Genomic DNA, 21,431 nt, shown 5'->3' with positions numbered 1-21,431 from the left:
CTTGAATACCCCATTTTCAGCCCTTACCTGTTTAAATTCACCTCTTTGTGTTGATTCTACTTGTTCGCCTAAAAGATATCAAATGGGTTCTATAGTAAAGCTATCTGGGATCATCCACTTTTGGAAGAAACACCGGGCGATTGGAAATCGCGGCTATACAGACTAAACCCGCCTGCACGGGTTTTATAGAGTCCGCGCAGGCGGACTTCGTTATTACGTCCGTGATTAACTGCCTCCAGAAAGCCACTTTTTTCACTATTCCGTTTTAGGCTAAAATCAATTATCCAAATTCAACATACTCAATAATAGTTCCATCTGGATGCATCGCTCGCATATTGGCTCCAGTAGGAACTTTGTTAGGCTCGGCTAGAATCACTGCACCCTGCTGAATAAGTGCTTCTTTAAAATCATTGAGTGAGTCAACGAGAAATGTCGCATGTGTACTCTTAAATGAAGAGAGTGCTTCTGCCGAACCAGCAATTAAAAGAATAGAACCCACACCGGCGAGTTCCAACTCAGCTTCGGAATATTGAAACCACAACCAACATTTTTCTGTAAAGAGATTTTCATAGAAAGCGATCGCCTCATCCAAGTCTACCGGACTAAGATAGACTCTAGTTAATACTTTAAGAATTTGCATTTCAAACTGTCTATTAGGCAGCTAGTGTATTTTATTTTGCTTATTCGGCAATCATCGTTAACTAAGATTGATCGATAAATAGCCTATATTCAACTTAAAAAAGGTCTTCAACTCTCTGTTCATCTAGTTCTTGATAACATTATTTCCTGTCAATCAAAATACATTTCATTTCTACTCCTTTAGCCCCACATCAGTCATCTGTACAGCTATAACTAATATATATACATAAATTTTGCATCAGTACCTAGCTTGAGCAGTATGTCATAGAGAATAGCAGGAAAGTATAATGTATTTTTGATCGCAGCTATTTCATTAAACCAGCGCTGGTTGATTTTTGGACTGCGGAGGTCTATCACAAACTAAATTCTGCTGCATTATCCGCATCTGCATGCTTACCCATAGCAGTAGGTTTAAATTTAGAGCCATGAATTAATTCACCAAACGTAATTCCTGGATTTTGGTGAAGAATATTCAGCACACTCATAAAATCCCGCACAATTTCCCCTGGTGTAAGTAATGCTTCTGCACCCAAACGATGAATAATTTCTTGTACAAACTCCTTTAACTCACGATTTGTCAAAGTTTGTTCATAGCCAAAATTGAGTGCATGAATCTCAGCTAAACGTTGCAGAAGCGTCAATATTTCTGTTTCACTCAACGGATTTAGCCGAATCACTGGCCCTAAATGTTCCTGAACACCAGATTGTGCAACAAAACGACTTTCTTTTGTGCGTCTTTGCCAAGCTTGGTCTGCAAAAAGTCCCCGTTTGGGGTCTTCTAAAAATTTGGTTGTTCCACCAACAACAATGCCAAGATGTTCTGCTTTACATTGCATGGTATCGTTAAACATTGCGAGGAGTCGATTATAATTTTTTTCCCGCGTTACCGTAGTAGATATTTGATATAAATGTACGGCTTCATCAAATATAATTAACAGTCCTTTATAACCAATTTCAGCTACAAATTTAGCAAACAGTTTGATATAGTCATACCAACTATCATCATCAATAATGACGCGCACTCCTAAAGCTGCTTTGGCCTCAACTTTAGTCGTAAATTCTCCACGCAACCAGCGCATCGCCGCATTTTTTAAATTATCGTCATCCAATCGGTAGCCACGCCAATAAGCGATAATCACGCTACCAAAATCAAAACCATGAACTAAGTCTTCAATATACTGAACTACTTCCCTAATTTTTGATTCAACTTTGTCATCAAAACCATCGTCATTGGGACGCATTTCAGTTTCTTTAACAACTTCTTGTTGAATTTTATTAATCCATCCCTCTAAAATAGATACTAAAGCACCACCATCAGGACGAGTTTTTGTAGCTAGGTGGCTCATTAATTCCCGATAGGTAGCGACACCTTCATGGTTGCTTCCAGCTAATCGGCGTTCAGAAGATAAATCAGCATCAGCGACTACAAAACCTTGCTCCATTGCGCGGTTACGAGTTAGTTGTAGTAAAAAACTTTTCCCAGAACCGTAGTTACCAATTATAAAGCGAAATGCTGCTACACCTTCTGCAATATCATCAAGATTTTGTAATAGGCTTTTTAGTTCTTTTTCTCGACCTACTGCTATGTATTCAACTCCAACTCTTGGTACTACCCCCGCACCAAGGGAATTGATTAAAGCAGTGGAGATTTTTTTCGAGATTTTGAGCTTTCCCATGTATTACACTTCACTTTATTCTAAACATAGAAGCACGCAGTAAATAGGTAAGAGACATATAGGATTCCGATTTGATTTCTGAAAAAATCTAAATATATGTAGGGTGTGTTAAGCGTAAGCCGTAACGCACCTGATTCTAAGGTTTTTGGTGCCGTACTCTCCGGGCTAACACACCCTACCTGTATTTCAAAAATCAGATATGAGTCCTATATCCACCTGATTACTAAATCTGACGACTGCAATCATACTTTAGTTTGACGATGCATGTTTAGCTAGGAGCCTTTCATGCATGGCAATCATTTTTTTTACATAGATAATATACTCAAAGTAAACTTCTGGGACTTCCGAATCTGAGTTAATTATTAATTCACCAATAATATCATTTGCCCGTTCATTTATAGAATCGATTAAGAGATTTGGCATAGTTATGTTTGCTTCGGCAATTTTTTTAATGGCAGCTTTGGGATTATCTGGTTCAACTATAGCTTTTAATACTTGTAGTTCGTATATTGGGAGATTTTCTGAAAAACTAGTCCATTCTTCAGGTATATTTTCTGATGTATCAACTTCCAAACTGTCTATGACTGTTGTAGTTTCCATTATTTCAGAAAAAGGAAACAATCCAGTCTCATCTTCTTGGGAATTATCAGTCAAAGGTTCTAGATTAAATGTTTCTATTTGTTGGAGTAATTCCCATACTTGATTTTGCAATGAATCTCGTTCTTCTTGTAATAACGAAATTTGGCCTTGCAACTGCTGTAATTCAACTTTGTGTTCTGCTAGTTGGATTTGTGAAGAATTCAGGATGGCTTGAATATTTTCTCTTTCGGTTTTTGTCGCTATCAGCAATTGATTTTTTTGGATTGTCTCAACTTCTAACTCTTGAATTCCAATTCGCAGTTCGTAGAGTTTTTCTTCTAATTGGGGTTTGAGTCTGCCTAAAAGAGTTAAATTGCTTTCAACTTCTTGTTTATCCTGCTGGAGTTCAGAAATTCGACTTTGCAACTGGGTAATTTCAGCTCGGGATACATTACAATTTGACTCTAGACGGCGCTTTTCTGCTGTGAGACCAGAAAAAGCATTGTTTAATTCTGTTTGATTTTTATGCAAGTTATTGATTTCAGCTTGCAGACTATTAATTTCTGTTTCTAACTGTTTTTTTTGTCCGGCAACTGTTCTCAATTCTCGATGTAAACTATCTCTTTGGTTACGGCTTTCTGTTACTTGATTTTGTAGTTGTTGGGACTCAGCGTATAATAAATTATGATGTTCTTCGATTTGATTAATTTCTCTGACAACACGAGCTTTCAATCCCTCCATTTCTTTAATTCGCATGCGGAGAGAACCTAAAACAAACATTTCATAATTTCTTCGTCGCTTATCTACAAATAATGCTGCTGCATAGATAGTAAAGGCAGTAATTAAACCTGTGAGAAAGGCTTTATTAAAATCCCAGTTTGGGACGAGGCTAAGTCCAAAACTCACACTAAAGGCAACTATTCCTAGTATAAATCGATTGCTGATACTTACTGATTGCATATTGCTGGTTTTTAGCGTAGTCAAGTTGTCAGAATAAGTAGCTCTCATATTAATTTATAATTCATAGTTCCTAATGAGAATATACATAAAACAATACTTACTAAAGAATGGTTTATATCTGTTTTCCTGTAAGTAAGAAAAAAGTGCAAGTGTGAATGAACTAATTTTAATCAGAGGTGTTAGATGTATCCTTATTTGAGTTAAAGAGTCTTAAGTCTGCTTTTAAAAAATCAATAAACTGCCGGGCTGTGCGTCCAGAACGACCGTTGTGACGAGTTGCCCATTGTAATGCTTGAAATTCCAAATCTTCTTGGGTAATATTAATTTCAGCTTGTGCAGCTAGATGTTGTACAATCTTCAAATAAGTTTTCTGGTCGGCTGGTTCAAAGGTCAAGGTTAAACCAAAGCGATCGCTAAACGAAAGTTTCTCCTGCATCGTATCCCAAGCATGGATTTCCTCGTTATCCTTGGGGGTAGGTCTATCCACAAAAAACTCCCGAATCAAGTGGCGGCGATTGGAGGTAGCATACACAACTACATTTTGCGGCCGCGCGGTTAAATTACCTTCTAAAACTACCTTGAGTGCTTTGAAGGCATCATCATCTTCTTCAAAGGAAAGATCATCGACAAAGATGATGAATTTTTGTGACACACCTCGTAAATGTTCCACAATTTCTGGTAAGTCTTTTAAATCAGATTTTGTCACTTCCAACAAGCGGAGGCTGCGGTTGCTATATTCATTCAACAAAGATTTTACTAAAGAAGATTTGCCAGAACCACGACTACCGTAAAGTAATACGTGCAGTGCCATCTCTCCTGATAGTAAAAACTCTGTATTTTTTAGCAAAGCATCTCTTTGAGACTCGTAACCTACAAGCGCACTCAGCTTAACCGGATCGGAATACCGGATACCGATAAACTGCCCACCTTGCCAGCGTAAAGCGCGATATTCTGCAAATAAACCAGAGCCACATTGCCGATAATAAGCCGCTAATTCTTCTACAGCATCACCCCAATTATCTAATTCTTGTAGATATGTAGCGAACTTTGTCTCTACTCCTACCAATTCTTGCTCTTTATACCACACTACTGGCGAAATGGGCATGTGAGCTACACTTTGTATCCACTCACTCAAAGAAGCGCTGCTACATTCATAGAGGCTTTGCAATACTTGTAAATCATGCTGAACTGCTGCTACTAAAGCTGGGGGCAATTCTTCAAATTCTCGTGTTTCAGCCAGTTTTGTAAAAGGATTCTTAGAGAAGAGAAGTTGAGTAATTAAATAGTCTTCCCAGTTTTGATTTTTGGCCGCTAAAGCGTGGAAATAACTACCGTATGCTTGGAGACAACTCTGGGCATCGGAGTCAGTGTAACGTATAGCTTGCAACAGTTCTAGAAATGCTATCCCCACTTCGTCTTGGAGAACAGACTGGTACAGTAAAAGTGAGGCCGCTTGACGCTGAAGAGATTGAACTTTTGTATATGAGGAAGTACTTGCTATTGGCATCGCTTGATTATCCATCAATCAACTGTGTGGTATAGCTATTTAGCTATGGTAAATTGTCTGCTGACCTTGGCAGTAAAGTCAAAATCTACAGATGTTTTAACAATGAATTTAAGTATAATTGCTGCTTTCGCATACGGCATCTTAGCGATCGCTGGTGGCATTATTGGCTATACTCAGGCTAGAAGTAGGGTTTCACTGTTAAGTGGTAGCATTAGCGGCTTATTGCTAATACTTGCCGCCTACCTTCAACCCGCATTTCTCACAAGCTTTAAGCGAAGAAGTGGCAGAGGGGCACAGGAGCGGAGGAGCAGAGGGGAAAGAAATACGCAAGCCGAGGCATTGCTATTGCAGGGTATTGCCAAACTTAATTTGCTACGAATTAATGAAATGCTGTATTTAGCGCAAAATCTGGTCAATCATCCGGTTCGCCTGGGAAGCATAACCGCCCCCGAATAAATTGAAGTGATTCAAAATATGATACAGGTTATAGAGTGTTTTTCTCTGCTCATAGCCTGTATCTAAAGGAAAAACTTCGTTATAACCTTTGTAAAAAGCTGCGGGGAACCCACCAAATAATTCTGTCATAGCAATATCAACTTCGCGATCGCCAAAATAAGTTGCTGGATCAAAAATCACAGGTTCTCCTGAAGCAGTACACCCAGCATTTCCGCCCCATAAATCGCCATGTACTAAAGAAGGTTGCACCTGATGCGCCAATATTTCAGGGATAGCTGCTAGTAATTTTTCTTCCTGGGGGAAACTTCCTCCCCGTCGTCTTGCCAACTGAAATTGATAACCCAGGCGATGTTTAATATAAAATTCTGTCCAGTCTGCCGTCCAAGTATTGATTTGGGGCGTGGAACCAATAGTATTGTTAATTTTCCAACCAAAACCTTTGCTACTGCTAGCTTGATGCATCGCCGCCAACTTGCGCCCCATCTCTTCCCACAAATTGCTGTTACTGTTACCAAGTTCTAACCATTCCAGGGCGATGTAGCTAGAATTTTCAGCTACACCCCAGCAAATAGGTTTTGGGACGCGAATACTACCTGTTGCTAGCATTTCTTTTAAACCCAATGCCTCAGCCTCAAACATCGCAACTTGGGATGCAAGGTTCAGCTTGACGAAGTAGGCGATCGCACCATTGGAAACAGCATAACCTTGGTTGATGCATCCGCCACCAACCGATCGCCGTTGCTGACTCTGAAATTTTTCGCCAGTCTCCTGGCTAATATGAGTATCGATTTGAGTCCACATAATTAAATTGGGGAAGCAGGGGGAGCAGGGGAGCAGGGGGAGAAGAGTAATTTTTAATTCTCCCCCTTGCCCCCTGCCCCTCTGCCTCTTATGCCCCATTTTCTAATTTACGGCTTGACGACAACTACACCATAAGCCTCTGGGGAAAGATACTCTTTGGCTGCTTGCATCAAATCAGTTGCATCTTGGCTCTGAATATAATCTGGGTAATTAAAGGCGGGTTCTAAATCTCCCACCAAGGAATGATAGTAACCATACAACCCAGTGCGATCGCTTGGTGTCTCGTTGCCAAAAATAAATCTGTTCGCTACTCGCCGCCGTACACGGGCAATTTCTGACTCTGTGACTAACTCGGTTTGGATTGTGCGAATATGTTTAGCGATCGCATCCTCTACTTCTGCTAAATTTTCTACTGCACATTTAGCTGAAATATAAAATGTCCCTTGCAACTGATTGCTCATATTGCTCACAGAAATTGAAGTAACTAATCCGCGTTCTTCTCGTAAATCCCTCACCATTCTTGATGTCCGTCCATGTCCCAAAACTCCTGCTAAAACATCTAATCCATAAGTGCGATCTAACTCCGCCATTCCTGGAACCCGCCAAAGCATCACTAGCCTTGCTTGCTGGAGACTTTCATCTGTAAATTCTCGACGGACAATTTCTGTAAATGGTGATTCAGGGTTGAGTGGGGATTGGGGATTGGGGATTGGGGAGTACTGAGTTTTATTGGCTTTTGTAAATCCTTCAGCAACGATCGCAATTAATTCTTCCACAGGTAAATTGCCCACAGCTACAGCAGTAATTGACTGGGGTTGATACCAAATATCATGAAAATCCCGCATCTGCTGGGGTTTAAGCTCAGAAATTACTGATTCTGGCCCCAATACCGCCCGGCGATAAGGTAGCTCACTATAGGCTGTCTCCATTGCTCGGCGAAATATCCGCCGTTGGGGATTATCCTCTGAACGCCTAATTTCTTCTAAAACTACTAATCGCTCGCGTTCAAAAGCATCATCAGGAATACTAGCATTTGATACTACATCTATTTGTAGTGGAGCAAGCTGGGCAAAATCTTTGGGGGCAGTGGTTATATAGTAATGAGTATAGTCTTGGCTGGTAGCGGCATTGGTAACAGCACCCCGTTCTTCAATTCGACGTTCAAACTCACCGCTAGCCAGTCGTTCTGTTCCCTTAAAAATCATGTGTTCTAAAAAATGAGCCATACCGTTAATGGCATCAGATTCTACGGCTGAACCAACTTTAATCCATAAGTTGAGGTTTACAGCATCAACTGGCATCTGCTCCGCGATGATTGTCAAACCATTGGGTAACTGATGCAGTGTTGGGCTATGAAGACGAGTAAATTTTCGCAGGGTTGAAGTCATTGCTACTTGTGTGAGGAGCTATGTTACCTCTTTATCTTATCCGCGACGGAAAATCTATATAAAAAGACCTCTCCCAGGGAGAGGTTAGGCAAACTAACGAGAGTAAGGATTATTGAAGGTTTCCCAAGCAACAATAGTCGCTTTTTGCAGGCGAAAACTGAAGTCCACGAAGTTTTTCATCAATAAGTGCCAGTTTCTTTCAGCTTCATCCTGAATTATTGAAAAAACGAACTGCATACCCCTGGGGGGAAGCAAGCTACGCGTAGCGTCTCGTTAGAGAAGGACACAAAGTGAAGAAGATTTAAAAGGGTTTTTACGTCAGTTCCTTATATTTTTGCCAAATTGGGATGCTCCCCCCTATACTGATAATCATTAATCATTGTTAATCTCACAAATGACTAATGACTAATGACAAATTAATAAGCTTTCGTTGGCAGTTGTTGCTCTAATTTCAGCAATGCTGCAACTCGCGCCTCTGTAGCAGGGTGACTAGAAAACAAGTTCCCCATAAACTGTCCAGAGATTGAATTGATAATTAATAAAGGCTCATAAGCTGGATTGGCATTTAAAGGCATCTGCTTTGCTGATGCTTCTAAGCGTTGTAATGCCCTGGCTAATGCGCGGGGATTACCAGTTAATTTAGCAGAACCTGCATCAGCAGAAAATTCTCGTGTGCGCGAAATTGCTAGCTGAATAATAGTTGCAGCTACTGGTGCAAGCATTACTGTTAATAAAACACCCAAAGGATTACCACCTCTGTTGTCATCTCGTGAACCACCGCCAAACCATAAGCTGTAACTCACCATTTGCGCTAGGAATGAGATAGCACCAGCAACAGTAGCAGCAACGGCTTGGGTGAGGGTATCACGATTAATAATGTGGGTCAGTTCGTGGGCGATAACGCCTTCGAGTTCGTCCTCTGGTAAGATATTCAAAATGCCTTCAGTGACAGCTACAGCAGCGTGTTCTGGATCGCGCCCTGTCGCAAAGGCGTTAGCACCTTGGCTTGGAACAATGTAAACTTTGGGCATGGGGATGTTAGCGCGATCGCTTAATCTCTGCACCATCCGATAAAGTCCTGGGGCTTCCCCTTCACTCACTGGCTGGGCGCGGTATACTGCCAGCGCAATCTTATCTGATTGATACCAGGAAAACAAGTTGGTGACTGCTGCCAAGCCAATTCCAAATATTAAGCCACTGGTACCACCAATTACCCAGTAACTAATTGCGATCAAAAGACCACTTAATGCAGCGAGCATTGCAGCCGTTTTCAGTTGATTTGTCATATTTTCGCTCTCCTGCTAATGCTGTATAAATTTTCTAGAAAACAGCACTAAATATAAGCCACGCCTTGATTGTATCTAGCTCAACGTAGATATATGGTACAGAAAACCTCTCAGAGAAGTACGGTTTTCCCACTTAACTTTTATCAATACTAATTTAGTTATTTTTGATACTATCATTCATAGTTATAAGATTCGTTTTTATAGATAATCAAAGCACATCTATCTAGAGAAGTAATTGTTTATATATCAGAAGTTAGAAGCAAGTATGATACCTACGGCGGGCTACACCTACGCCATTAATTGAGATCCGCCTATTGGTTTATATTGGTTTATATAGTGAAAGCAAAAAAGGATGATTGTCATAGCTAAGACATTAAATGTTGCTCATTTATATATTCATCCTTAAATACAACCAACTTTGTGATTATTCAAATAATATCTAAAGATTTTTGATATTATTTCTCTAGATAGATCGGGAATTTTATAGACAAACTTTAATATGAAATAGTCAGAAACAAACAAGGCAGATTTGCACGAAGGAGAAATTCAATGACTAACATTATTGCTTGGTTGGTTTTAGGTTTAATTGCAGGTGCGTTGGCTAAGTTATTTTATCCAGGAACTCAAGGTGGCGGTATTCTCTCCACGATTGTACTAGGAATACTTGGGGCTGTAGTCGGTGGTTACTTGGGTCAAGCTTTACTCGGAAGTAGTTCAGCCGCCGCCGCATCTGTAGGAGCTTTGTCCCTAGGAAGCATTTTATTTGCCGTTCTTGGTGCTATGTTATTGATTTTCCTTTGGGGTCTACTGACTCGTCGAGCTGTGTAATAGCCTCAAATTAACTGACAATTTTGGGAATCACTTCTAGCTGCAAAAAACCGATAAAATGACATTAGATAAAGAGCGAATAACTATAGGAGTGTTCGCTAGATGTTCAGATGCACAATTGGCACTTCAGGAACTCAAAGCTTCTAACTTTCCAATGCACAAGGTTTCTGTAATTGCCCGGAATGTGGAAGAACAAAGTGATATTGCTGGTGTTGAAGCTAAAGAACGCACTAGCAATACATCTGGAGAAGATGTTAATGAAGTCTTCAATGGTGGAGCTTTAGGCGATCTTAGTGGCTTATTAGTCGGTCTAGTCCTCTGGGTAATTCCTGGTATAGGCCGAGTCATGATAGCCGGAGCAGAAGCAACAGCGATCGCTACTACCTTAGCAGGTGGTTTGCCTAGCATATTCCTAAACTTAGGAATTCCTAAAGAGGAAGCACGGCGTTATAGCGATCTCATCTGTAAAGGTTACTATTTGCTGATAGTAACCGGCATAGATATAGAAATGCGTCTTGCTAAGAGAATTTTTAATCGCTACGATATTCAACAACGAGGACAACGAAGTCTTAATGAGCCATACTTAACCCCGAATAGTCGCTATAAACACGCTATTGGTGTTTTTTATACGCGCCAAGACACCGAAAGAGTCCTTACTGAATTGAGAAGTGCTGACTTTCCGATGAGTCAAGTATTACTAGTTGCTAAAAATAGAACCAGTCTAAGTGGTATTTGTGAAGGCAATCTCAGGAGTTCTCAAGATAACTACACTACTCTCGGAATTCCTCACGATCTAGTTAGATATTATGACGAGCAAGTGGCCGTTGGTCATTATTTAGTAGTCATAAAAGGCACTGATATTTACATAGCAGGTGCAAGAGCTATTTTAGAAAGTAACAAAATCCAACATTTTGGTATATACAGCCAATCTGAGCTTAATGCAGCTAGAAGCGATCGCCAGACTACAAACTTCTAGTTAAATATCAATTTAAAATGTTACATAAATCACATGTGGGCATAAGTGGAGATTGTTTGATAAATAATTTAAGAGTAAGTTATTAATATTCACCGCCAGATTAAATTAAATTAAAAAGTAAAGTTGTTACTGCTTGTGAAAAAAGTTATCCTATCTAAAAATTTAATGTTTGTTAAAGCATAAAAATGCTAGAGAAAAATATTTATATACTTAATTTAAAATCACATCACATTTGTAAAAATATTAAAATGCAAGCATTGGTCTTTAGCGTCCTAAAAACTAGCCCTATCCGGTGATAGCGAAATATATTACATTTTTTTGGATAATTAAAACAAAATCATCACAGAATTAAGTTGAATACCTGCCTGGAATAATGTTGAACCGTTTGAAGATTGGAACCAAGATTGGAGTAGGTTTTGCCCTGAGTTTGGCAACTCTGACCGTTATTGGTCTAATCTCCTACCAAAGTACCAATGAGCTAATTGAAACTTCACGTAAAGAAACCCATACTTATCAGGTGCTAAGTCAACTTGAAGACCTCAACTTGCAATTGACAAATGCTGAAACTGGGCAACGTGGTTACATTATTACTGGAGAACAGCGTTATTTAGAACCTTATAATGCTGCTATTGAAGTACTCAATCAAAGAGTTAAGGAACTTCAGAGATTAACGTCAGATAATCCCAACCAACAAAATCGGCTTGATATTTTGCAGCCACTACTAATCAACAGAATGGCTGTAATGAAAGATGTCATTAAGCTACGGCAAAGCCAAGGTCTGGAACCTGCTCAGAAAGCTATCCTGACAGACCAGGGTAAGCAGATGATGGATCAGATTAAGAAAATTATCCAGGCGATGAAAGCTGAGGAGAATGTACTGCTAAAACAGCGCTCTGACAAAGCACAAGCAGCCGCCCAGCAAACCCTCTCCAGCATTGTCTATAGTATTCCCTTATTTTCTTTAATCTTAGCTTTGATCGGATTTTCCCTGACCAAAAATATCTCAGTCCCTCTAAAGCAAGTTTCTGACTTAGCAGACAAAATGGCTGATGGGGATTTATCGGTGAGTTTACCAGATAGCGATCGCCTAGATGAAATTGGCTTGTTGACGCGCACCTTCAACCAGATGATTGCTAATCTGCGAAACACAACTCAAAAAAATGACGAGCAAAACTGGCTAAAGTCTAACTTAGCTGAATTTACCCAGATGCTCCAAGGGCAGCGCCATCTGGAAAGTGCAACTAGCTTAATATTGTCGAATTTAGCACCACTGGTTGGAGCATCACAAGGCGTTTTCTATTCGGTGGCCTCCTTAGACGACCAGCCAGTACTGAAGTTATTAAGTAGTTATGCTTACAAAGAGCGAAAAAACCTCGCAAATCAGTTTCGCTTGGGCGAGGGATTGGTGGGACAATGCGCCTTAGAAAAACAAAGAATCCTCCTCACAGAAGTTCCTAGTGACTATATCCGCATCAGTTCTGGCTTGGGGGAAGCACCACCACTAAATATTATTGTCTTGCCTGTATTGTTTGAGACGGAGGTGAGTGCAGTAATTGAACTTGCCTCTTTTGGGTCTTTTAGCCATTTGCATCTGACATTTTTAGAGCAATTGAGTGAAAATTTAGGAGTATTTTTAAATAACATCGCTTCACAATTGCAAACCCAGCAACTACTTGAAGAGTCTGTTGCTTTAACAGAAGAACTGCAAACTCAGCAAGAAGAACTACAGCAGAGCAGTCAACGGCTAGAAGAGCAGACGCACGAGTTGGAAGAATCACAATTTCTTGTCAAGCAGTCTAACGAAGAATTACAACAATTAAATGAAGAGCTAGAAGAAAAGGCAGAATTGTTAGAAGTTCAAAATCGGGAAGTTGCTCGCAAGAACCAGGAAGTTGAACGAGCAAGGCAGTCTTTTGAAGAAAAAGCTGAACAACTGGCCTTGTCTTCCAAATATAAGTCAGAATTTCTGGCGAATATGTCCCACGAATTACGGACACCGCTAAATAGCTTGTTAATTTTAGCAAGACTGTTATCAGATAACTCTCTTAACAACTTGACTGATAAACAGGTAGAGTACAGCCGGACTATTTACTCGGCTGGCACTGATTTGCTGGAGTTGATCAATGACATTCTAGATTTAGCAAAAATTGAGTCGGGTACTATGTCGCTCAATATTGAGCAAATTGATTTTGCAGACTTGGAAACATCTCTAGAACAGACTTTCCGACAAGTAGCCCACAATAAAGAACTCAGTTTTACTATTGAACTGGATGATAAGTTACCGGCGACAATTTCTAATGACTCCAAACGTCTGCAACAAGTACTGAAAAATCTCCTAGCTAACGCCTTTAAGTTTACTGAAAAGGGAGGTGTGAAGTTAGGAATTAGCATGTCTTCTGATGCAGCCCAAGTTGATAATCCCATGATTGCTTTTGCCGTTAGCGACACGGGTATAGGCATTCCAGACGAGAAGCAAAAGATTATTTTTGAGGCATTTCAGCAAGCAGATGGCACAACCAGCCGCAAGTACGGCGGGACTGGCTTGGGTTTGTCTATCAGCCGCGAATTGGCTCAACTGTTGGGAGGGAGAATTAAACTAGTCAGCCAAGCAGGGCAGGGAAGCACCTTCACTCTCTACTTGCCTAGGCGACAGGAAAAGAATGGTCAAAATACTCTTACATCCCTGGAGCCAACACTAACCAGCACTATCCGCAAAGCATCGACCATAAGAAAAGAAGTGCCTCTGGTTGAAAGCAAACCCACAACTGTGGACACCTCTCCAACCGGGAAAGTATCTACTACCTTCCCCCACGAAATTCCAGATGACCGAGAAATAATTCAACCGGGCGATCGCGTTTTGCTAATTATCGAAGATGATGATAAATTCGCCCGTATCTTATTAGATATGGCACGGGAGCAGGGTTTTAAAACCATTGTTGCCTTACAGAGCAAGCAAGGTCTAGTACTCGCGCAAGAGTTTAAGCCCGATGCGATTATGCTCGATATTTATATGCCAGAAATGGATGGTTGGACGGTTCTAGATCGTCTCAAGCACAAGCCAGATACCAGACATATACCAGTACATATACTTTCTGTGGATGAAAGACAGCAACGGGGATTACAGCTAGGAGCGATTACCTATCTCCAAAAACCTGTTTCTCCAGAAGCGCTAACTCAGGTATTGACTGATATTAAAGGCTTTATTGAGCGTCAGGTCAGAAATCTCTTGATCGTAGAAGATGACCGAGTACAAGCCCAAAGTATTATCGAACTGATTGGTAATGGTGATGTCCAGAGTACAGCAGTGGGTACGGGGGCAGAAGCACTCAATATTTTGCGATCGCATCATTTTGATTGTATGGTACTCGATCTCGGTCTGCCCGACATGAGCGGGTTTGAACTAATTGAGCAAATCAAGCAAGAACCTAGGCTGTTGAAACTGCCGATCATCGTTTACACAGGCAAAGAACTCAACCGACAAGAAGAAACCCAACTGCGGGGACTAGCAGAGACAATTATCATTAAAAATGTGCGATCGCCAGAGCGGTTGTTAGATGAAACTGCTCTATTTTTGCATCGGGTGCAAGCAAATTTGCCCCCACCAAAGCGTCAGATGCTAGAGCAACTACACCAAAACGATCCGGTGCTGACTAATCGGAAAATTTTGATTGTAGATGATGACCTGCGGAATATTTTTGCCCTGACCAGCTTTTTAGAAAGCTATCAAATGCAAGTACTGTTTGCCGAAAATGGCAGAGATGGCATAGAGATGCTACAAACTAATCCTGACATTAATATAGTATTGATGGATATCATGATGCCACAAATGGATGGTTACGAAACCACCCGGGCCATCCGTCAGCGACAACAGTTTCGCTCCCTACCAATAATTGCTTTAACTGCCAAAGCTATGCCAGGCGATCGCGAAAAGTGCATCGAAGCTGGAGCTTCTGACTATATCACCAAACCTGTAGATACTGAGCAACTGCTTTCACTACTCCGGGTTTGGCTGTATCGATAAGGGAATGGGTAGAGAAAGAGTTTTCTGTAATCTCAGTACAAAAATTTGAGGTATTTAAAAACCCACACGTAACCAATTAAAGGCTACAGTGTGGGTAATTGATACCTATAAAGATAACGTGAATGACAATTTAGCGAAACATACTACTAACTGAAGTATCTTCATGAATCCGCCAAATGGTTTCTCCTAAGAGATTAGCCACTGACAGCACCACTAGTTGGGGAAAGCGATGACTTTCTGGTATGGGGATCGTATTGGTGACAATGACTTCCTCAAACAAACCACTAGATAATCGCTCCATCGCTGGTGGAGAGAATACCGCATGAGTTGCACAGGCATATACCTGACGCGCTCCTTCTTCACGCAGTAATCGCGCCCCTTCTGCGATCGTACCGCCTGTGTCAATCATGTCATCCACCAACACTGCTGTTTTGCCCTTAACATCACCGATGACATTTAACACTTCTGCAATATTATGTGCCTGACGACGTTTGTCAATAATCGCCAGTGGCGCATCACCCAGTTTTTTTGCAAAGGCTCTAGCCCTTGCTACACCGCCAACATCTGGAGAAACAACGACAACATCGGGCAGTTCTTTGCTGGCTAGATAATCCAGCAATACTGGCGAGCCGTAAACATGGTCAAAGGGGATATCGAAATAACCTTGAATTTGCGCCGAGTGCAAATCCATTGCTAAAACGCGGTTAGCTCCTGCTTCGGTGATCAAGTTAGCAACCAGCTTGGCGGTGATTGACTCTCGTCCTGCTGTTTTGCGATCGGCACGAGCATAGCCATAGTAGGGAATTACTGCTGTCACCTGTCGCGCAGAAGCTCGACGACAAGCGTCAACCATAATCAATAATTCCATCAAATGATCGTTCACAGGTTGACAACATGGCTGGATTAAATAGACATCACAACCACGAATTGATTCTTGGATTTGAACGTAAAGTTCTCCATCCGCAAATCTTTTGCGAATCATTGGCCCCAAGTCCATGCCCAGATAACGAGCAACTTCTTGAGACAGTTGGATATTGGCAGAGCCAGAAAACAGCCGCAGGCGATGATTCTCAGTCAGTCCTGTTGCAGATGGTTGCACTTTGAAAGTTGCAGAACTGAGCACAGCAGATCCTCTATGTGCATTCATAGTAATATTATCATTAGAGATTTAATAGATTTAACCGAGAAATTGCCTAAAAAAACACTTGTGAGTTTTATTGAAGCTTCCATACAAAATTAAAACATCTTCCCATAAAATGATCGTTCGCTAACTGTCTAATGTTCTGGGCAAGCAAACTATTGATAGCTTAAGGGGCATCCAATCCGTCCACTAGGTCTATAGTTTAAGTTTTTTGGGGTTAGGTAAATAACCCCAATCTCTCAAAGATTGGTGTGATAGATTACTTATTCTAACTACCTCATTTATAAGTGACAGTAAAGCATTTACAACTTAAGTAATATGAAAGTTTGTTTTTAGATACATGTTAAACACTTGTTTGTGACTAAGTGTTCAACACGTATCTAATTATATTCTACGATCCTAGCGGTAAATAAATAAACTGGCAGACTTAATTTTTAGTTTGAAGCCAGAAGCCACGCCCGAACGGTACTATTAAAGTCTTAAATCCTTTGCCGTCGGTCTTTTCGGAGCGGATAACGTCGATAAGTCTTTCTTTAGTATTTGACTTCCTGTCGATCTTGCTGGTTTAGTCTAACTAAAATATTTTGTAAATATGACAGGATGCTTAATCTACAATATATAGTTGCTATATATTTGTAGCTAAAAATTTTAGCAAATCACCAAGCCAAGTTTTGCAATACAACCGGATTTGATGGCTAAATCAATTGTTTCAACAAAACGCCTCAGCAGTCAGTTTATTAGCTGGTTGCTTGAAGAAAACAGACCAGATAAGGAAGGATCGTACCGCCGTAAGGAAGAAGCACATCGCCAGCATTCTTGGTGGCAGGTCATGTGCTTGACTGGTGTAGATTATTTCTCAACCCTTGGCTATCAACCTGGTATTGCAGCACTGGCTGCTGGCGCTCTTTCTCCTATAGCTACCCTGATTCTAGTCTTGCTGACGCTGTTCGGAGCGTTGCCAATCTATAGACGCATTGCTGCCGAAAGCCCTCATGGTGAAGGGTCGATCGCAATGTTAGAGCGTTTGCTCCCTTGGTGGCAAGGTAAATTACTTGTGCTGTGCTTACTCGGCTTTGTGGCAACCGACTTTATTATTACCATTACACTATCGGCTGCTGATGCTACAGCCCATATAATCGAAAATCCTCTTATCCCAAATTGGTTTCACAATCAGACGCTCGCAATTACCTTACTATTAGTTGCATTACTAGGCGCAGTTTTCTTGAGAGGTTTCCGAGAAGCGATTGGAATTGCAGTAGTGTTGGTGGGAGTTTATTTACTGTTAAACTTCGTTGTTGTTAGCTTTGGTGTGTATCAGATTTTAACTCACCCAGGAGCGATCGCTAACTGGCATACGGCACTTTTTGCCCGCCATTCCAACCCTTTGATCCTAATTGGTATATCTCTGCTCATATTTCCGAAGCTAGCACTAGGATTGTCAGGCTTTGAAACTGGTGTCACCGTTATGCCCCTCGTCAAAGGTAGCAGCAATGACACTCCCGAATACTCCAGAGGACGGATTCGGAATACACGTAAGCTGCTCACTACTGCTGCTTTGATTATGAGCTTCTTTTTACTTACCACCAGCTTTATAACTACTCTACTAATTCCAGCCGCAGAATTTGCATCTGGGGGCAAAGCTAACGGACGGGCCCTGGCTTATTTAGCACATCTGCATTTAGGTAATGGCTTTGGCACAATTTACGATCTAAGTACTATTTCTATTTTGTGGTTTGCAGGTGCATCTGCAATGGCAGGGCTGCTGAATATTGTGCCTCGCTACCTACCACGTTATGGTATGGCTCCTAATTGGGCGCGAGTCACACGACCTTTAGTGTTGGTGTACACAGCGATCGCTTTTGTTGTCACAATTATCTTCAAAGCAAATGTCGAAGCTCAAGGTGGAGCTTATGCAACTGGTGTGCTTGTATTGATTACCTCAGCAGCCTTTGCCGTAACCTTATCAGCCCACCGTCACAGAGAGAAGCGGGCAAAATTTGTTTTTGGGATTATCACACTGTTATTTTTATATACTACTGTTGTTAATATCATCGAAAGACCAGAGGGGATTAGGATCGCTGGGTTTTTCATTGGTGCGATCATTTTTACCTCACTCGTTTCTCGTGTTTGGCGTTCAACGGAACTGCGAACAGAACGGATCGAAGTTGACGAACTTGCCGGTCAATTCCTTGACGAAGAGAGCCAGGGAGCAATACGGCTAATTGCAAATAGGTTGAATAAAGGCGATGTCCTAGAGTATTTTTTAAAAGAGAAAGAAGTCCGCGAGGATAACCATATTCCAGCCAACGATCCAATTCTTTTTCTAGAGATTCAGGTATCAGATGCTTCCGAATTTGCAGATATCATCAAAGTAAGAGGGGTGCAAGTTGGTGATTATCGCATTTTAAGGGCTGAGAGTGCAGCAGTACCTAATGCGATCGCAGCTTTACTGCTTTATATTCGTGACCATACAGGTAAAATTCCTCATGCCTACTTCGGCTGGGTTGAGGGCAACCCCATACAATACTTACTGCGTTTTATCTTGTTTGGTGAGGGTGATATTGCTGTAGTCACCCGTGAAGTACTCCGTCGGGCTGAAAAGAATCCCCACAAACGTCCTGGCGTTCATGTTGGGGGTTGAGTAAGCATCATAGATAATTGGGCCGCCCTCGGAAAAACTCAATATATAGCAAGGGGCAAGGGACTAGGGACTGGGAACTGGGTGAAAAGTCTTTTTGTATCTAAGTTTCATCATCTTTTTGTGTCCTAACCACCTTAGCTGTTGCTACTTATTGAGTTTTTTCTATTTTTTTCTTGTGAATCGATATATTTTCATATAAGGCCAATCAGCCTCACCTTGCAGTTTATATAAATCACTCATTTCTGCTTGAAAAACATCTCTAAAGTCCCAATAAAATTCGCGGTTAATTATCACAAAAACTGTATCTGCATTGTTTGTCGCTATACTAACTTTTTCTCCAATATTTTTTCCCTTCATTGTTTTCCGAATATAATCTGGTGCATATATGGTTGATGAATCTCCATAATATTTTAGTAATCTAGGCTGCCCGTATAACAATACAGATTTTGCAGATTCATTTCGGTTTTGTAGCAGATAGCGAACAGCCGAACGGTAGTCATCTTTTGAATAGGCGGGATTGGAATAATACTGCCAATTTGAATAAACATTCATCAATAGCAAAGAAATAGTAGCTAACTTTGGAATTTGAGAGACTAGAGAAAGTTTGTTTTGGCGCTGATAATTATGTAAAAAAGCTGATGGAATCAAAATGACAATTGGTATACATAGATAAAAAGAGTGGCGAGGTAGCCAATTAATTTTGGTTGCCAAGGCAAACAGCAAGGTTAGTAAAAATGATATTATTAAAAGCGATGTGAAAAAGTAATCAGCCTGTTGATATCTTTTCCTCTTGCGGTGTCTTGATAGACTTTTTACTAAAGCTAAAAATATGACAGTAGTGACAATAATAAATATTAATAACTGAGGCCAGTAACCAAGTAAAACATTTATTTTTTCTTGATCGCGTAATTTCTCTAGTGGCGGCCCATAGGATGTCCCAACTAATATACCGTAGAACACAAAAATTATGTTTGTAATTATAGGTAATCCAGTCCGAGTAACTTGAGTAGCAGTTGGATCGGATGCAGCTGGTGATGATAAGTAGAACCAAAGCATTGGGGAGGAAAAAACTACCGGAGGTATCCACCATCTGAGCAATTCTTTTAAGTTTCTATAAATAATTGCATGAGATAAACAAATGGATGAACTAAATATAATTGTCAAAATACTGCCAAAACTTCCTATGGCCGTAAAGATACCAAAAAGCAATTGGGGAATAATTTTATTCCTCTTATCTACAGTAATTGCATAACTAAAAAAATATATTTGAAGTGAGGTTATAAATATTAATAATGCGTAAGGTCTGGCATCTTGGCTGTAGAATACGCTAAAAGAACTAACTGCTAGGATCGTAGATGACCATAAAGCATGTTTTCTTCCATAAACACGTAGACTCGTAAAAAATATGGCAATTACTGAGCCGACTCCTAGTAAGGATGAGAGCGATCTAATCGCAAATTCACTATCTCCAAACACTGAACGCCAATAGAACAAGATCAAATAATAAAGTGGTTGGTATTTATCACCAGCTTCTCGATTTATAATGTTAGATAAATTTTCTTGAACACTTGTAGCATCAGATAAAGCTAGACTCCAGCCTTCGTCAAACCAAAGACTTTGATTTTGCAATAAATAGAAACGCAGAAATATGCTAATTATGATAATAATAAAAACACAAAAATAGTATTTTGACTGTTTCATAAAAATCTCCAAAGGACTGGTACATCAGATATACAACTTTCTAATCATCAAGATCCCACCCTATAGTTCAGTAAGAGATTGTAATCATTGTCTCTATGTTGTGGTGGAAGGAATGTTATCTATGGAGACTCTATCACAGGAATGAGTATTTTGTTGTCTAGACGATCTATTTACTACACTAAACCTTTAAAATCTCTAGCAGATAAGTAGGTAGATTAGCATGAGTGAAACTATAGAAACGATTTTTAGCAAGATCATTCGTCGGGAAATTCCCGCCGATATTGTTTATGAGGATGATTTGGTCTTAGCATTCAAAGACATCCATCCCCAAGCGCCTGTTCACATCCTCGTTATTCCCAAAAAAACCATTCCCACGCTAGCTGATGCTGAATCTCAAGACCATGCTCTGTTGGGGCATCTTTTGTTAACCGCCAAGCGTGTTGCAGAAGTTGCTGAATTGAAAAATGGTTATCGAGTTGTTATCAACACTGGTGACGATGGTGGTCAGACAGTCCACCACTTACATCTGCATATTTTGGGAGGACGGCAGTTGGACTGGCCCCCTGGTTGATAAAACTGGATGAATTGTGTCTAGAGACACGATTCATCCGCAAAACAAATCACTGTTATAATCAATCCCTATTTAATATTTCTTTACAAATATCAATTTTGCTTCTAATGTAATAGACATAGGTAAGCAAATTTGCTTATCGAAATCATAAACACCAAACCGCACTTATAAAACAATGACAGCAACCTTACAACGCCGCGAAAGCGCCAACGTATGGGATAGATTCTGTGAGTGGATCACCAGCACCAACAACCGGATTT

Annotated in this window: 15 protein-coding genes; 6 read left to right on the top strand and 9 right to left on the bottom strand. The window is 40.5% G+C overall.

What is annotated here, in order from left to right:
* Window positions 1–280 precede the first annotated feature (280 nt).
* The 4 genes from V7K55_RS17860 to V7K55_RS17845 all read right to left on the bottom strand — a co-directional run bounded on the left by V7K55_RS17860 (window position 281) and on the right by V7K55_RS17845 (window position 5,376).
* On the bottom strand, window positions 281–640 hold the full coding sequence (locus tag V7K55_RS17860; protein WP_334833639.1) for a VOC family protein: 360 nt from the start codon (window positions 638–640) through the stop codon (window positions 281–283).
* Between the two features lie 352 nt (window positions 641–992).
* Window positions 993–2,315: an ATP-binding protein gene (locus tag V7K55_RS17855; protein WP_334833637.1), complete on the bottom strand. Its 1,323-nt coding sequence runs from the start codon at window positions 2,313–2,315 to the stop codon at window positions 993–995.
* 249 nt (window positions 2,316–2,564) lie between these two features.
* Window positions 2,565–3,854, bottom strand: coding sequence for a tellurite resistance TerB C-terminal domain-containing protein (locus V7K55_RS17850; RefSeq protein ID WP_334833635.1), 1,290 nt, complete (start codon window positions 3,852–3,854; stop codon window positions 2,565–2,567).
* 166 nt (window positions 3,855–4,020) lie between these two features.
* On the bottom strand, window positions 4,021–5,376 hold the full coding sequence (locus V7K55_RS17845; RefSeq protein WP_334833633.1) for an ATP-binding protein: 1,356 nt from the start codon (window positions 5,374–5,376) through the stop codon (window positions 4,021–4,023).
* Between the two features lie 87 nt (window positions 5,377–5,463).
* Here V7K55_RS17845 and V7K55_RS17840 point away from each other — a divergent pair, with 87 nt between their 5' ends.
* Window positions 5,464–5,817, top strand: coding sequence for a TMEM14 family protein (locus V7K55_RS17840; RefSeq protein WP_334833631.1), 354 nt, complete (start codon window positions 5,464–5,466; stop codon window positions 5,815–5,817).
* On the opposite strand, the gene V7K55_RS17835 is transcribed toward V7K55_RS17840, so the two are convergent.
* The 3 genes from V7K55_RS17835 to V7K55_RS17825 all read right to left on the bottom strand — a co-directional run bounded on the left by V7K55_RS17835 (window position 5,758) and on the right by V7K55_RS17825 (window position 9,292).
* Window positions 5,758–6,618: a fructosamine kinase family protein gene (locus V7K55_RS17835; RefSeq protein WP_334833630.1), complete on the bottom strand. Its 861-nt coding sequence runs from the start codon at window positions 6,616–6,618 to the stop codon at window positions 5,758–5,760. The two genes, V7K55_RS17840 and V7K55_RS17835, sit on opposite strands and share 60 nt — an antisense overlap.
* 107 nt (window positions 6,619–6,725) lie before the next feature.
* Complete coding sequence (locus tag V7K55_RS17830; protein ID WP_334833628.1) at window positions 6,726–8,006, bottom strand: M16 family metallopeptidase; 1,281 nt, start codon at window positions 8,004–8,006, stop codon at window positions 6,726–6,728.
* 416 nt (window positions 8,007–8,422) lie between these two features.
* On the bottom strand, window positions 8,423–9,292 hold the full coding sequence (locus V7K55_RS17825; protein WP_334833625.1) for a zinc metalloprotease HtpX: 870 nt from the start codon (window positions 9,290–9,292) through the stop codon (window positions 8,423–8,425).
* A gap of 549 nt (window positions 9,293–9,841) precedes the next feature.
* Between V7K55_RS17825 and V7K55_RS17820 the strand changes: the two genes are divergently transcribed.
* The 3 genes from V7K55_RS17820 (at window position 9,842) to V7K55_RS17810 (ending at window position 15,117) form a co-directional block, all read left to right on the top strand.
* A complete protein-coding gene (locus tag V7K55_RS17820; protein ID WP_334833623.1) occupies window positions 9,842–10,120 on the top strand; it encodes a GlsB/YeaQ/YmgE family stress response membrane protein in 279 nt (92 codons plus the stop codon).
* 58 nt (window positions 10,121–10,178) lie between these two features.
* A complete protein-coding gene (locus tag V7K55_RS17815; protein WP_334833620.1) occupies window positions 10,179–11,096 on the top strand; it encodes a hypothetical protein in 918 nt (305 codons plus the stop codon).
* Window positions 11,097–11,469: 373 nt separating this feature from the next.
* Entirely contained in the window at window positions 11,470–15,117 is a 3,648-nt protein-coding gene (locus tag V7K55_RS17810; protein ID WP_334833618.1) for a response regulator, read from the top strand.
* Window positions 15,118–15,247: 130 nt separating this feature from the next.
* Here V7K55_RS17810 and V7K55_RS17805 read toward each other — a convergent pair whose 3' ends face one another.
* The gene (locus V7K55_RS17805; protein ID WP_334833616.1) at window positions 15,248–16,264 is read right to left on the bottom strand and encodes a ribose-phosphate pyrophosphokinase; all 1,017 of its coding nucleotides are present in this window, start codon (window positions 16,262–16,264) and stop codon (window positions 15,248–15,250) included.
* Window positions 16,265–16,949: 685 nt separating this feature from the next.
* Between V7K55_RS17805 and V7K55_RS17800 the strand changes: the two genes are divergently transcribed.
* Window positions 16,950–18,899, top strand: coding sequence for an amino acid transporter (locus V7K55_RS17800; protein WP_334833614.1), 1,950 nt, complete (start codon window positions 16,950–16,952; stop codon window positions 18,897–18,899).
* A gap of 162 nt (window positions 18,900–19,061) precedes the next feature.
* Here V7K55_RS17800 and V7K55_RS17795 read toward each other — a convergent pair whose 3' ends face one another.
* A complete protein-coding gene (locus V7K55_RS17795) occupies window positions 19,062–20,600 on the bottom strand; it encodes a glycosyltransferase family 39 protein (RefSeq protein ID WP_334833611.1) in 1,539 nt (512 codons plus the stop codon).
* Between the two features lie 220 nt (window positions 20,601–20,820).
* Here V7K55_RS17795 and V7K55_RS17790 point away from each other — a divergent pair, with 220 nt between their 5' ends.
* Complete coding sequence (locus tag V7K55_RS17790; protein WP_334833609.1) at window positions 20,821–21,171, top strand: histidine triad nucleotide-binding protein; 351 nt, start codon at window positions 20,821–20,823, stop codon at window positions 21,169–21,171.
* Window positions 21,172–21,431 lie beyond the last annotated feature (260 nt).

The organism is Nostoc sp. (assembly GCF_036919895.1).
Taxonomy (GTDB): domain Bacteria; phylum Cyanobacteriota; class Cyanobacteriia; order Cyanobacteriales; family Nostocaceae; genus Nostoc.
Note: the sequence above shows the minus strand (reverse complement) of the source record. Positions and strands in the feature narration are given on the sequence as shown.

What these genes read in the sequence shown, in the direction of transcription:
- V7K55_RS17860 (WP_334833639.1), bottom strand. Translation starts at nt 640, where the DNA reads ATGCAAATTCTTAAAGTATTAACTAGAGTCTATCTTAGTCCGGTAGAC.
- V7K55_RS17855 (WP_334833637.1), bottom strand. Translation starts at nt 2,315, where the DNA reads ATGGGAAAGCTCAAAATCTCGAAAAAAATCTCCACTGCTTTAATCAAT.
- V7K55_RS17850 (WP_334833635.1), bottom strand. Translation starts at nt 3,854, where the DNA reads ATGCAATCAGTAAGTATCAGCAATCGATTTATACTAGGAATAGTTGCC.
- V7K55_RS17845 (WP_334833633.1), bottom strand. Translation starts at nt 5,376, where the DNA reads ATGGATAATCAAGCGATGCCAATAGCAAGTACTTCCTCATATACAAAA.
- V7K55_RS17840 (WP_334833631.1), top strand. Translation starts at nt 5,464, where the DNA reads ATGAATTTAAGTATAATTGCTGCTTTCGCATACGGCATCTTAGCGATC.
- V7K55_RS17835 (WP_334833630.1), bottom strand. Translation starts at nt 6,618, where the DNA reads ATGTGGACTCAAATCGATACTCATATTAGCCAGGAGACTGGCGAAAAA.
- V7K55_RS17830 (WP_334833628.1), bottom strand. Translation starts at nt 8,006, where the DNA reads ATGACTTCAACCCTGCGAAAATTTACTCGTCTTCATAGCCCAACACTG.
- V7K55_RS17825 (WP_334833625.1), bottom strand. Translation starts at nt 9,292, where the DNA reads ATGACAAATCAACTGAAAACGGCTGCAATGCTCGCTGCATTAAGTGGT.
- V7K55_RS17820 (WP_334833623.1), top strand. Translation starts at nt 9,842, where the DNA reads ATGACTAACATTATTGCTTGGTTGGTTTTAGGTTTAATTGCAGGTGCG.
- V7K55_RS17815 (WP_334833620.1), top strand. Translation starts at nt 10,179, where the DNA reads ATGACATTAGATAAAGAGCGAATAACTATAGGAGTGTTCGCTAGATGT.
- V7K55_RS17810 (WP_334833618.1), top strand. Translation starts at nt 11,470, where the DNA reads ATGTTGAACCGTTTGAAGATTGGAACCAAGATTGGAGTAGGTTTTGCC.
- V7K55_RS17805 (WP_334833616.1), bottom strand. Translation starts at nt 16,264, where the DNA reads ATGAATGCACATAGAGGATCTGCTGTGCTCAGTTCTGCAACTTTCAAA.
- V7K55_RS17800 (WP_334833614.1), top strand. Translation starts at nt 16,950, where the DNA reads ATGGCTAAATCAATTGTTTCAACAAAACGCCTCAGCAGTCAGTTTATT.
- V7K55_RS17795 (WP_334833611.1), bottom strand. Translation starts at nt 20,600, where the DNA reads ATGAAACAGTCAAAATACTATTTTTGTGTTTTTATTATTATCATAATT.
- V7K55_RS17790 (WP_334833609.1), top strand. Translation starts at nt 20,821, where the DNA reads ATGAGTGAAACTATAGAAACGATTTTTAGCAAGATCATTCGTCGGGAA.